Source organism: Enterobacter sp. PL_is514, from assembly GCF_055816715.1.
The window spans coordinates 30,700-43,188 of the sequence record NZ_JBVPGN010000024.1 but is presented as its reverse complement, the minus strand read 5'-3'; the positions used below and the strand labels follow the sequence as shown (position 1 = coordinate 43,188).

Here is a 12,489-nt window from a genome sequence, read left to right as displayed (position 1 = left end):
CGCGGGTACAGAACGTTGTCGTCAGAGATTAACCTGAGTCGGGCCACCGTTGTCGCCACGGTCGTTAGTATTTGGCGTGGTAGACTCAATGCCGCTGTTAACCGGTTTCGTCGGCGGCGGTGCGGTTTTATCCGCAGGTGGGAAGTACAGTGGTCCCTTCAGTCCGCAGCCAGTCAGGCTAAACAGCGTGATGAGAACGGCAAGCGTTCGGAAAGCGTTTTTCATTATAAAGTTGCCCGTAAGTTCAAATCTGTTTCTATCATCGCAGGAGAAGACACAAAAGCAAGAGTTTGCCGCTTTCCTGCAACGGGAATTATTTAGGGTTATACTGCCGGCATCACGAAAAACAGGAACAAAACCATGAACGACAGTGAATTCCATCGCCTTGCCGACAACCTGTGGATGACCATCGAAGAGCGTATTGACGACTGGGACGGCGACAGCGATATCGATTGTGAAATTAACGGCGGTATTCTGACCCTGAGCTTCGAAAATGGCAGCAAAATTATTATTAACCGCCAGGAGCCGCTTCACCAGGTCTGGCTGGCCGCGAAACAGGGCGGCTATCATTTCGATCTGAAAGACGGGGAATGGGTTTGCGACCGTAGCGGTGTAACGTTCTGGGATCTGCTGGAACAGGCGGCGACCGCGCAGGCGGGTGAGGCAGTGAGTTTCAGGTAGTTTCTGTGCCGGGTGGCGCTAACGCTTACCCGGCGAAAAGACTCAGGAGAAATACTGCTGCAACAGCGGCGCGGTGTCCTGATTGGCAGGCGCGGCAGGCGTTACGGCCTGGGTACGGAACGGGATCACCTGCGTACGACCGTCTACGTTCACAATCTGGTAGAACTGCGGCAGGTTAAAGTTGATAAAGCTTGAGCCGTAGGTGAAACGGTCATGCGAAGAGGAGTAGAAGCGGCTGACGTCGCGCACCAGCTCCTCTTTACTGCCTTCACAATGGTGATACACCTCGGCGCGGTTGGTCTCATCCAGAATGTAGATGTTGAACCCGGCATCGTCGCCCGACTCTTCAAAGAAGAACTGAATAATCCCTTCGCTGGCAAAGCCGTCCACCACCTGCGGCAGCTTAACGTGGTTGGTTTCCACCTGCACCGACAGACCGTGCAGCTTGTTATGCGAAATCGCGCCGTAGAATTCGATGGCGTTTTCCAGCTTCTGTACCGACACGTTCAGGCGCTCGAAGAACAGACCCCAGGTCTGACCGGAGACGCGCAGCGCTTTAAAGCGCCCGGTTTCCTGACGGGTACTGGAGAGACGCAGTTCGATACACTCAGAAACCAGCTGCTGCACGCGGGTACGAATCAACCCACGCAGGTGCTGGCTGTAGCAGAACACTTCCACGCTGTCCGGCGGCGCGGCATCCTGGTGCATCTTGCCGAGGATGGTTTTCAGCGCCTCGATCATCGCCTGCTCGCCGTTGAAGTGCAGAGTACGCACTTCGTTCCACGAGTTGCGATAGAGCAGGTCCACGCTGCCGACCAGGCAGTTTTGCTGCTCGCCAAAGCTAAAGACGTCCAGCTTGCGGAAGTCAAAATGGACCACCTGATTGCGGAAGGCCGCCGTCGGGTCATATTCCAGGTTGACGATGATCGCCAGATGGCGAATCTCGCACGGGCTGTAGAGTGCTTTCGGCGTTGGGGCAGGCAGACGCAGCGGGAAGTGGTGCGACACATCCGCGACCATCTCCTGCAGTTTAGCGAGATCGACCACCTCGTTGCCTTTGATAAACAGGCGCGTACGCGAGGTCAGCAGGCCGTTAAACCAGGCCCAGGCCACCAGCTTGTTCAGATAGCGGTTATATTCCAGCGGCTGATGGCTGATGATTGAATCCATGCTTGGCGCACGGTTGTACAGATACCACCCGGTGCGGTTCGCGCGGCCCGGCGGTACATAGATAAAGGTCAGGTTCGGTTCTGACAGGTCAGGCGAAATTTGCGGGTTAACCAGGGTGACTTTGCCCGGCAGCGCTTCAAACGCGGCGTACAGCTTACGGGTCAATACCCCGATGTCCTGCGGGCTGGCGGAAACGCTGAGGTTGTTACGGCGCGCAAAGCGGATCAGATTACGGTAGCTTTGCATCATCGCATCGAGCAGTTCGTTGTGCGCTTCACGCACCTGATCGATTTTCCAGTTGGCCCGGTTGTCGAGCATGGACAGACGCGCTTCGTCCCATCCCCACTCTTTCACTAACTGACTGACCACTTCACGACGCCAGCCCACGCAGGCGCGCTCGCGGCTCAGTTTCTCACAGACTTTGAGATAGAAACATCGACGCACCAGGTCAAGACGCGTGGTGTCATCAATGGCTTTCAGGTATTCGGTCACGCGCTCCAGCATCATGCAGTAGGCGTCCAGCCCGAAGGAGACGATTTCCCCGTCGTGCAGACGCTGCTTGATATCTTTCGCCAGCAGGCGCGGCGTAGGGTATTCCCAGGAATAGGCTTCAAGCAGCAGCGTTTTCAGCACCGCTTTGTACGGTGAGTCGATACTCTTATAGAGCTGCCAGAGGCTTGCGCCGAAATACTCTTCTGCTGACAGGGAACTCAGGCCGCCGAGATCCAGCCATTCGTTTGGCGTCAGTACGCCCTGCGCGTAAAGCGACATGACGTAATCATCGTAATGCTCTTCTTCTTCGCACGGGACCATATTCCACAGAATACGCTTCCCGGCCAGGCGCACAGCAGTACGGTAAAATTCATCCAGCAATAAGATGTGCTGAGTCGAGCCGCAGTCTTCACCACCCAGACTGCCGCTTTCGTTATGGCGGAAACGGTTTTCATCAATCAGGAAGAAGCTCACTTCCACACCGAGCGATGCCGCCCAGCTCTCCAGCAGGCTGCATTTACGCTGCAGCAGCTGACGCTCGTCGTTATCGAGCCAGGACTGATGGCAGACCCAGATATCCAGGTCCGAAGAACAGCTTTGCCCTACCGATGAGGTGCTCCCCATTGAGTAAACGCCGGTAATCGGCAGTTCACCTTTCGGGGACTCCTGTGGCGGCATGCCGCGGTAGAGTTCCAGCTCGTTCAAATAATGCTGTTGGGTTTCATCAGGCGTGAAAAGGCAAATGCCCTGGGGAACGTTACCATCAAGGTAGCCAGGCATCAGCGGGTGGTGATAGTGCAATAATGTCGGCAGCAGACTGTATACCTGCTGGAAAGCAGGGCCCATAGCAGCAAGCGCGCGATCCACACGCAGTTGATTTATGGCATCCAGTCTCTGTTTCAGAGTCTCAATATAGAGGTACAAGACGTATCGCCTGATGTTTCCGGGTGTCGCAGCTATTCAAAACACGAGTAACAGCGGACCCGCAGTATTTCAAAAAGATAACCGTTACCCTTTTTCGCCCTTATCATTTTTGGTGGTACCGACGAAAAAATGGTCTAAAACGTGATCAATTTAACACCTTGCCGGTTGACCGTAAAGAAAGATGCACTACATACAAGTGTAGCACCGTTCTGTACGTGTAAATTCCTGAATACGGCTATGGCTGGCGAATACGCCGCCTTGTCCCTCTCACGCTTCATCAACCGTAAAACTGCCATCCCAGAGTCAACAATGTTAGGATGGTTAGCGATTGATAATGACGGTAACAAGCATGTTAGACAATGTTTTGAGAATTGCCACACGCCAAAGCCCTCTCGCGCTCTGGCAGGCACATTATGTGAAGCAGCGCCTTGAGGCCTGCCACAGTGGATTGCGCGTCGAGCTGGTACCGATGGTCACGCGCGGTGACGTGATCCTCGATACGCCCCTGGCGAAAGTGGGCGGCAAAGGCCTGTTTGTCAAAGAACTGGAACTGGCATTGCTTGAGAACCGCGCCGATATCGCCGTACATTCGATGAAAGACGTACCCGTCGAGTTCCCGGAAGGGCTGGGGCTGGTGACTATCTGCGAGCGCGAAGATCCGCGCGATGCGTTTGTCTCTAACCACTATGACTCCCTCGACGCGCTGCCAGAAGGTAGCGTGGTTGGCACGTCCAGTTTACGCCGTCAGTGTCAGCTGGCGAAACGTCGTCCCGATCTGATCATTCGCTCGCTGCGCGGTAACGTCGGCACGCGTCTGGGCAAGCTGGATAACGGCGATTACGATGCCATTATCCTCGCCGTTGCCGGCCTGAAGCGTCTGGGGCTGGAGTCGCGCATTCGCGTGGCGTTGCCGCCAGAGCTGTCGCTGCCGGCCGTGGGCCAGGGTGCCGTCGGAATCGAGTGCCGTCTGGACGATGCGCGTACCCGCGAACTGCTCGCACCGCTGAACCATGACGATACCGCTACCCGCGTAAAAGCCGAGCGTGCGATGAATACCCGCCTCGAAGGGGGGTGCCAGGTTCCAATTGGCAGCTATGCTGAATTGACGAATGGCGAACTGTGGCTGCGCGCGCTGGTGGGCGCCCCTGACGGTTCGCAGATGGTGCGCGGCGAACGTCGCGGTAAAGCGCAAGATGCCGAGCAGCTTGGCGTTTCGCTGGCCGAAGAGCTACTGGATAACGGCGCCCGCGAGATTTTGGCTGACGTTTACAATGGAGAACCCCCTGCATGAGTATTCTCGTCACCCGCCCTTCTCCCGCAGGAGAGCAGTTAGTGAGCCGTCTGCGCGCACTGGGGCAGGTGGCCTGGAGTTTTCCGCTCATTGAATTCTCCCCCGGTCGCGAGCTCTCTGCGCTCGCCGACCAGATGAATACCCTTCAGGACGGCGACCTGCTGTTTGCGCTGTCGCAACATGCCGTGGAATTTGCCCACGCGCAGCTGCAACAGCAGGGTTTGACCTGGCCAACCGCCCCCCGCTATTTCGCGATTGGCCGCACAACGGCCCTGGCGCTGCATACCGTAAGCAGCGCGGACGTTCGTTACCCGTTAGATCGGGAAATCAGTGAAGTCTTGCTACAATTACCTGAATTACAAACTGTTGCCGGAAAGCGTGCGCTCATTTTGCGCGGTAATGGTGGCCGCGAACTGCTGGGCGAAACGCTGCGTGAACGTGGTGCAGACGTGACGTTCATTGAGTGCTATCAGCGCTGTGCAAAACACTACGATGGCGCGGAAGAGGCGATGCGCTGGCACGCGCGCGGCATTAATACGCTGGTGGTCACCAGCGGTGAAATGTTACAACAGCTTTGGTCGCTGATACCGCTTTGGTATCGCGAAAACTGGTTACTCCGCTGTCGGCTTCTGGTCGTCAGTGAGCGTCTGGCGAACCAGGCCCGGGAACTGGGCTGGCAGGATATTCGGATCGCTGATAACGCCGACAACGATGCGCTGCTGCGCGCATTACAATAACTCTCAAATGGGAAGCCATAATGACGGAACACGACAAATCCTCCGCCGTGGTTGAAGAGACCAGGGAGACTGTGGAGACGACGCCACAGCCAGAGACGACAGAGAAAACCGCTGAGAAGAAAAACGGCAGCAATAAAACGAGCCTCACGCTGAGCGCGATTGCCATCGCCATTGCGCTGGCAGCGGGGGTTGGCCTGTACGGTCTGGTGAAGCAACAGGGTGCTAATCAAACGTCCACCAGCGATGCGCTGGTGAATCAGCTCACCGCCCTGCAAAAAGCGCAGGAGACGCAGAAAACCGAGCTGGAAGCGGTGATTAAGCAGCAGGCCGCCGCGCTTGCCGAAGCGAACAGCAAACAGGAAGAGCTGACCAAACAGCTGGGCGACGTACAGCAGAAAGTCGCCACGATTTCCGGCACCGATGCCAAAACCTGGCTGCTCTCGCAGGCCGACTTCCTGGTGAAGCTCGCCGGACGTAAGCTCTGGAGCGATCAGGACGTCACCACTGCCGCGGCGCTGCTGAAAAGCGCCGATGCGAGCCTGGCAGACATGAACGATCCAAGCCTTATCACCGCCCGTCGCGCGATCACCGAAGACATCGCCAGCCTCTCCGCCGTCACACAGGTGGACTACGACGGCATTATCCTCAAGGTGAATCAGCTTTCGAATCAGATTGATAACCTGCAGCTGGCGGATAACAACGACGACGACTCCCCGATGGATTCCGACGGTACCGAACTTTCCAGCTCGCTGAGCGAATGGCGCATAAACCTGCAGAAAAGCTGGCAGAACTTTATGGACAGCTTTATCACTATCCGCCGTCGCGACGAAACCGCCGTGCCGCTGCTGGCACCGAACCAGGACATCTATCTGCGCGAGAACATTCGTTCCCGTCTGCTGGTGGCGGCGCAGGCCGTACCGCGTCATCAGGAAGAGACCTACAAGCAGGCGCTGGATAACGTCTCAACGTGGGTCCGCGCCTACTACAACACCGATGATGCGACGACCACCGCCTTCCTCGAAGACATTGATAAGCTGAGCCAGCAGAACATCACCATGAACGTGCCGGATAAGCTGGCCAGCCAGCCGATTCTCGAGAAGCTGATGCAAACGCGCGTGCGTAATCTGCTGGCACAGCCGGGCGTACCGGCAGAGCAGACGAGCGGAGCAGCACCTGCTCCGGCTCCTGCGCCTGAAAGCGCACCGCAAGGAGAGTAATGATGCTAAAAGTCCTCTTACTCTTCATCCTGCTGATCGCCGGGATCGTCCTCGGGCCTATGCTTGCGGGGCATCAGGGTTACGTCCTGATCCAGACCGATAACTACAACATTGAAACCAGCGTAACGGGTTTGGCGATCATTCTGATCCTCGGCGTGGTGGTGCTGTTTGCGATCGAGTGGATCCTGCGCCGTATTTTCCGTACCGGTGCCCATACGCGCGGCTGGTTCGTTGGCCGTAAGCGCCGCCGCGCCCGTAAACAGACCGAGCAGGCGCTGCTTAAGCTCGCAGAGGGTGATTATCAGCAGGTTGAAAAGCTGATGTCGAAAAACGCCGACCACGCCGAACAGCCGGTGGTGAACTATCTGCTGGCGGCCGAAGCAGCGCAGCAGCGCGGTGATGAAGCACGCGCCAATCAGCACCTGGAACGGGCGGCTGAGCTGGCTCACGGCGACCCGATTCCGGTGGAAATCACGCGCGTTCGTCTGCAGCTGGCACGTAATGAGAATCACGCGGCTCGCCACGGCATCGACCGCCTGCTGGAAGTCGCACCACGTCATCCGGAAGTGCTGCGCCTTGCCGAGCAGGCCTACATCCGTACCGGCGCCTGGGGCTCACTGCTGGACATCATTCCATCGATGGCGAAGGCCGAGGTGGGCGACGATGAACATCGTGACGAGCTTCAGCGTCTGGCGTGGATAGGCCTGATGGATCAGGCGCGCGCTGACCTGGGCAGCGACGGTCTGAAAACGTGGTGGAAGAATCAGAGCCGGAAAACGCGCCAGCAGGTTCCTCTGCAGGTTGCCATGGCAGAACATCTTATTGAATGTGACGACCATGACACGGCTCAGGAGATCCTCCTCGACGGTCTGAAGCGCCAGTACGACGATCGTCTGGTGATGGTGATCCCGCGCCTGAAAACCAACAATCCTGAGCAAATCGAAAAAGTGCTGCGTCAGCAGATTAAAACTGTTGGCGATCGTCCACTGCTGTGGAGCACGCTCGGCCAGTCGTTGATGAAGCACGGCGAATGGCAGGAGGCAAGCCTCGCCTTCCGTGCAGCGCTCAAGCAGCGTCCGGACGCGTTTGACTACGCATGGCTTGCCGATACGCTGGACAAGCAGCATAAGCCGGAAGAAGCGGCCGCCATGCGCCGTGATGGGTTGCTGTTGACGCTGCAAAATAACGGTACGCAGCAGTAATTAATCAGGAGGCCAGATGGCCTCCTTTTTTTATCGCCTTTCTCCTGCTACATTCTTACACCCGCATCCGCAAACGAACCCGCCAATGTAACGATGTCTTTTCATTAACTTTTTTTCACACACGCGCACATTCTGCAGCGTGGATTAAATCGTTTTTGAAAGGAAATCGTCATGAACTCGCTTTTATATACGCTTATTGAAGCGCTGCGCGGCCACCGCTGGCTGCGCCTGCTTGCCTGTGCTTTTATCTTTTCTTCGTTGGGGAATGGCTTAACCCAGGTTGTGGTCTTCGGCTTGCTGTTAGCGTGGTCGGCCTCGCCTGCTCTGCTAACCCTTGCTTTTCTTTTCGCTACGGTACCGGGATTTATCGGCAGTACGATCGGCGAAAAGCTGTGCTCACGCTGTTCTCCAATATCCCTGCTGATACTGACCGAAGGGCTGGGCCTGCTCGCCCTGCTCTTTCCCCTGCTTGGTGTGGGTTATCACAGCGTTGCCGCATTACTCGCCGTACAATCCACCGAGGCGCTGCTCAGCGGGATGAGCTGGCCCGCGCTGACGTTGCTCTTCAAGCGCGGCCTCAGTGAAGCAGAGCTGCCTGCTGCGACCTGTCTGGAAAATGTGATTTTTGCCTCGCAGGTATTGTTAGGGACCGGCCTGGGCGTGGTGCTGTTCCAGAAGACTTCCGTGTTTACCCTGCTGGCCATTGATGCCGCCAGCTTTCTCGGGTCACTGCTCATGCTATGGCTGGCTGGACGCCGGTTTTCTGCGCCATCACTCACGCCCCCCGAGGAAGAGGAAGCCCCTGCGGCATTACGATGGCGGACGTTGACCGTTCGGCAGAAACGCAGCCTGCTCATCCTGCCGTCGCTGGCGGCCGTCGGCTCACCGGCCATGGCGCTGCTTCCGGCGCTGGCACAGCAAATCCATCCTCAGGATGCGGCGGGGCTTGCTCTGCCGCTGCTTTTCGCAAGGAGCATGGGACAACTTTGCGGCCCCATGCTGATAAAAAAAGAGAGCCTGACGCGCTTTGCCGCGCACACGCCGCGCATCATCGTTTGTCTCGGTATCTTTCTGACCGGTTATGGTGTGCTGCCGTTTTTGTCCGGGTGGACGGCATGTGCGCTGAGCATGATCTTTATCGCGCATCTGGCCTCGAATATTCTCTTCGCAGCGGGCACGTTTGGCGTACTCAGTAGTTTTCATCTCACGCAAACCGCTTCAGTCAGTGGGAAAGCCTGGCGCTGGCAAACGCTCAGCGCCTCTCTTTTCACCGGTATTGCAGCGATGGTGGCTGTTGGGCTTGGCTCAGTGCTGGCGCTCTATACGGTCTCGTCAGTTGCCCTGCTGTTGGTCGCCCTGATCATGCGCAGGTATCGGGAATAAGGCATAAAAAAACGCCTGCTATAAAAGCAGGCGTTAAAACAGGTCTGTAAGACAACATATTTGGTGCTTCACTCAACGTTATGTCCATGGTGTCTGATGAGGCCGAAGCGACATCTGTCAGTGGACGATAAGCACCGTAAATGGCTCTGCGTCATTCCTGAGTTTATGAGGCACTAAGGCGAACATAAGAGATGGAATGAGCATCTACACGCATATTATTGCACGTAACGTGCCAACATGACACCCAGAACTTTTACATGACGCAACATTTTAAGATAAAAGGAAATTATGCTGTTAAGTAACGTCTTAAGCACTACAACGTATCGGGAAAAGGCGGGAAGATGTCGCCAGGAGGAGACAGCAAAACCCATAAACAGTTATTTACCTAACTTTCAATGAGTTATATGTCGCTGGATTGCGACAATGAAAAAGGACGTTGTGGGGGAATGACGACAGGGATGAAGAATTGCAGAAAACAAAAAACCCCGCCGAAGCGGGGTTCAAAATTGGTCGGCGAGAGAGGATTCGAACCTCCGACCCACTGGTCCCAAACCAGTTGCGCTACCAAGCTGCGCTACTCGCCGATGTACTGCTTTTTTGAATTTTTAGTTCAATTCATTTAAAAAGTCGTGGTGCGAGGGGGGGGACTCGAACCCCCACATCCAAAGGACACTAACACCTGAAGCTAGCGCGTCTACCAATTCCGCCACCTTCGCAATTCACAACTCTTTCAAATAATGGGGTGGCTAATGGGATTCGAACCCACGACAACTGGAATCACAATCCAGGGCTCTACCAACTGAGCTATAGCCACCACTGTATTCTTTCACGCGGTACTGACTACTTCTCAGACCACCGCAGCTCCAGCACCGGGTTAATGGTGCGCCCGACAGGATTCGAACCTGAGACCTCTGCCTCCGGAGGGCAGCGCTCTATCCAGCTGAGCTACGGGCGCTTAGCGCCGTTGCGGGGCTGGATATTACGTACCTCCGTCCCCGCTGTCTAGTGCTTTTTTGAAAAAAATGCGCGTTTGGTTATGGTTTGCACATTTTGCCGCTTATTCCTCCACTTTCTGCGTGGTGGCACGGCGACCAAGGCCAAAAAGCTTATATGCGGCCGTCACAGCCGCCAGGAAGATCACCCCGACAAACAGCGACATGCGGGTATCTTCATTAAAGTACATCCCGATTAATACGCAAATCAGGAACGCCATCGTCAAATAGTTCGCATACGGGAACAGAATTGAGCGGAACGGATGGCTTTCAATCGCCTTTTTGTGCGCATGACGGAAGCGCAGCTGGCTGATGAGGATAACAAACCACGGCACCATGCCCGGCAGTACGCTGGCGCTGTAGACGTAAACGAACACCCGCTGCGGGTTAGGAATGATGTAATTCAGGCAAGAGCCAATCAGCAGGATCGCAATGGAGACCGCCACCCCCGCCACCGGCACTCCGGCACGTGAGACTTTACTCATCGCCGCAGGCAGCTGGTTGTTCTTCGAGAGCGCATAGAGCATACGTCCGCAGCTGTACATCCCACTGTTACAGCCTGACAACGCTGCCGTCAGGACCACAAAGTTGATGATACCCGCCGCCGCCGTGATACCAATTTTGGCGAAGGTTAAAACAAACGGGCTGCCGGTCGTGCCAATTTCGTTCCACGGGAAGATGGTTACGATAACGAAGATTGCACCCACATAGAAAATCAGGATGCGCCACAGCACTTTGCCTACCGCGCTACGCAGTGTGACCTGCGGGTTTTTCGCTTCACCGGCGGTAATGCCGATCAGCTCCACGCCCTGATACGAGGCCACAACGATACACAGCGCCGTCAGGAAGCCCTTCCAGCCGCCAGCGAAGAAGCCGCCGTTTTCGGTCAGGTTGCCAAAGCCGATAGCGTGTCCACCGTTGCCAAAGCCGAAGAAAATAACGCCCAGGCCGACGACGATCATCACGATAATCGTGGTGACTTTGATCATTGCGAACCAGAACTCAATTTCACCGTAAAGGCGCACGGCGGCCAGGTTTGCCAGCGCCACCAGCCCCACGGCAATGAGCGCGGGTATCCACTGGACCATGTCCGGGAACCAGAACTGGACGTAGACCCCTATCGCGGTGATCTCTGAGATGCCCACCGCCATCCACATAAACCAGTATGACCAGGCCGTCAGGTAGCCAAAGAACGGGCTCATATAACGATGCGCGTAAACGGCGAACGAGCCGGTTACCGGCTCCAGGAAGAGCATTTCGCCCATGGAACGCATAATGAAGAAAACAAACAGCCCGGCGATAATATACGCCAGTAATACGGAAGGGCCTGCCCATTTGAGCGTACTTGCGGAGCCCATAAACAGGCCCACGCCGATAGTGCCGCCCAGCGCTATCAGTTCAATATGACGAGCTTCCAGCCCACGCTGTAGCTCCGGTTTTTTCTCTGCCATAGATCCTCGATTGTGTTTGCTGTTTCCCGGCTTAAGACCGGGTATTGTTTTTTAGGGGTACTAAAATACGGAGCGAATGGTTTCTTAAAATCGGCCAAATGGCAAACGATGCATTAAAAAAATGAATGCATTGCACAGATTGTCAGCAGTTTTGCAGGCGAGTTGCAGCGCGAATAGCATATCGCGCTACATTTTGATTACATTTTCCCGGTGTAATGCCAGGCGAGGTAGCGAAGCAGACGGATCTGTCGTTTAATGCGCGTCGGTTGCGATAGCAGGCGGTACAGCCACTCCAGCCCCAGATTTTGCCAGACCCTGGGCGCACGCTTAACGTGGCCGGTAAAGACGTCGTACGTACCGCCAACGCCCATGTAGAGGGCATCCGGACAGACCAGACGGCAGTCACGCATCAGGATCTCCTGGCGCGGGGAACCCATCGCCACGGTGACAATTTTCGCCCCGCTGTCACGAACCCGCTCAAACAGCGCCTGCCGATCTTCCGGTTTGAAGTAACCATCCTGGCTGCCGACGATATTAACATTCCATTGACGACGCAGTTTCTCCTCCGTCTGGGCCAGTATCTCCGGCTTACCGCCAATCAGGAACACGGGCGTGCCCTGCGCACCTGCGCGGGCCATAAGCTGCTCCCAGAGATCGGCCCCCGCCACGCGGGAAACATTAGCGTCAGGATACTTTTTACGGATAGAGCGGACCACGCTGATCCCATCAGCGTATTTAAATTCAGCCGCTTCAATCAGGCTTTTGACTTCCGCGTTATCCTCAACCGCCAGCATTTTTTCCGCGTTGATAGCCACCAGCGTACCGGATTTCATCTGGCCGTCGGCAAACAGAAAGTCCAGCGCGTGCTGCATGTCGCGCCAGCCAATAAGCTGCAGGCCACGTAGCGCATAGCGCGGTGCAGAAATTTTATCAGTCATTACTATCCTTA

10 protein-coding genes and 4 tRNA genes are annotated in these 12,489 nt (G+C 55.9%); 6 read left to right on the top strand and 8 right to left on the bottom strand.

Annotation, left to right across the window (positions count from 1 at the left end; translation table 11 throughout):
- Positions 1-21 precede the first annotated feature (21 nt).
- Complete coding sequence (lptM, locus tag AC0TNG_RS01885; RefSeq protein ID WP_024907980.1) at positions 22-225, bottom strand: LPS translocon maturation chaperone LptM; 204 nt, start codon at positions 223-225, stop codon at positions 22-24.
- 135 nt (positions 226-360) lie between these two features.
- Here lptM and cyaY point away from each other — a divergent pair, with 135 nt between their 5' ends.
- Positions 361-681 carry an iron donor protein CyaY gene (gene cyaY / locus AC0TNG_RS01880; protein WP_048989629.1) on the top strand — a complete coding sequence of 107 codons (321 nt, stop codon included), beginning with the start codon at positions 361-363 and terminating at the stop codon, positions 679-681.
- 42 nt (positions 682-723) lie between these two features.
- Here cyaY and cyaA read toward each other — a convergent pair whose 3' ends face one another.
- Positions 724-3,267: a class I adenylate cyclase gene (cyaA, locus tag AC0TNG_RS01875; RefSeq protein ID WP_023309629.1), complete on the bottom strand. Its 2,544-nt coding sequence runs from the start codon at positions 3,265-3,267 to the stop codon at positions 724-726.
- A gap of 349 nt (positions 3,268-3,616) precedes the next feature.
- Between cyaA and hemC the strand changes: the two genes are divergently transcribed.
- The 5 genes from hemC (at position 3,617) to AC0TNG_RS01850 (ending at position 9,097) form a co-directional block, all read left to right on the top strand.
- Positions 3,617-4,558: a hydroxymethylbilane synthase gene (gene hemC / locus AC0TNG_RS01870; RefSeq protein ID WP_473712423.1), complete on the top strand. Its 942-nt coding sequence runs from the start codon at positions 3,617-3,619 to the stop codon at positions 4,556-4,558.
- On the top strand, positions 4,555-5,295 hold the full coding sequence (hemD, locus tag AC0TNG_RS01865; RefSeq protein ID WP_048989627.1) for a uroporphyrinogen-III synthase: 741 nt from the start codon (positions 4,555-4,557) through the stop codon (positions 5,293-5,295). Before hemC ends, hemD begins: the two co-directional genes overlap by 4 nt.
- Before the next feature lie 20 nt (positions 5,296-5,315).
- Positions 5,316-6,512: a uroporphyrinogen-III C-methyltransferase gene (gene hemX / locus AC0TNG_RS01860; protein WP_473712422.1), complete on the top strand. Its 1,197-nt coding sequence runs from the start codon at positions 5,316-5,318 to the stop codon at positions 6,510-6,512.
- Between the two features lie 2 nt (positions 6,513-6,514).
- Positions 6,515-7,714 (top strand): protoheme IX biogenesis protein HemY, encoded by a 1,200-nt coding sequence (gene hemY, locus AC0TNG_RS01855; protein WP_024907974.1) that lies wholly within the window; start codon positions 6,515-6,517, stop codon positions 7,712-7,714.
- Positions 7,715-7,885: 171 nt separating this feature from the next.
- A complete protein-coding gene (locus tag AC0TNG_RS01850; RefSeq protein ID WP_473712421.1) occupies positions 7,886-9,097 on the top strand; it encodes an MFS transporter in 1,212 nt (403 codons plus the stop codon).
- A gap of 507 nt (positions 9,098-9,604) precedes the next feature.
- Here the strand turns inward: AC0TNG_RS01850 and AC0TNG_RS01845 are convergent.
- The 6 genes from AC0TNG_RS01845 to wecG all read right to left on the bottom strand — a co-directional run bounded on the left by AC0TNG_RS01845 (position 9,605) and on the right by wecG (position 12,478).
- Positions 9,605-9,681 (bottom strand) — tRNA-Pro (locus tag AC0TNG_RS01845).
- Between the two features lie 46 nt (positions 9,682-9,727).
- Positions 9,728-9,813 (bottom strand) — tRNA-Leu (locus AC0TNG_RS01840).
- Between the two features lie 22 nt (positions 9,814-9,835).
- Positions 9,836-9,911, bottom strand: a tRNA-His gene (locus AC0TNG_RS01835).
- A 64-nt stretch (positions 9,912-9,975) separates the two neighbouring features.
- Positions 9,976-10,052, bottom strand: a tRNA-Arg gene (locus tag AC0TNG_RS01830).
- Between the two features lie 102 nt (positions 10,053-10,154).
- Entirely contained in the window at positions 10,155-11,540 is a 1,386-nt protein-coding gene (gene thrP / locus AC0TNG_RS01825; RefSeq protein ID WP_024907972.1) for a bifunctional threonine/serine APC transporter ThrP, read from the bottom strand.
- 197 nt (positions 11,541-11,737) lie between these two features.
- Positions 11,738-12,478 carry a lipopolysaccharide N-acetylmannosaminouronosyltransferase gene (gene wecG, locus AC0TNG_RS01820; protein WP_061716311.1) on the bottom strand — a complete coding sequence of 247 codons (741 nt, stop codon included), beginning with the start codon at positions 12,476-12,478 and terminating at the stop codon, positions 11,738-11,740.
- Positions 12,479-12,489 lie beyond the last annotated feature (11 nt).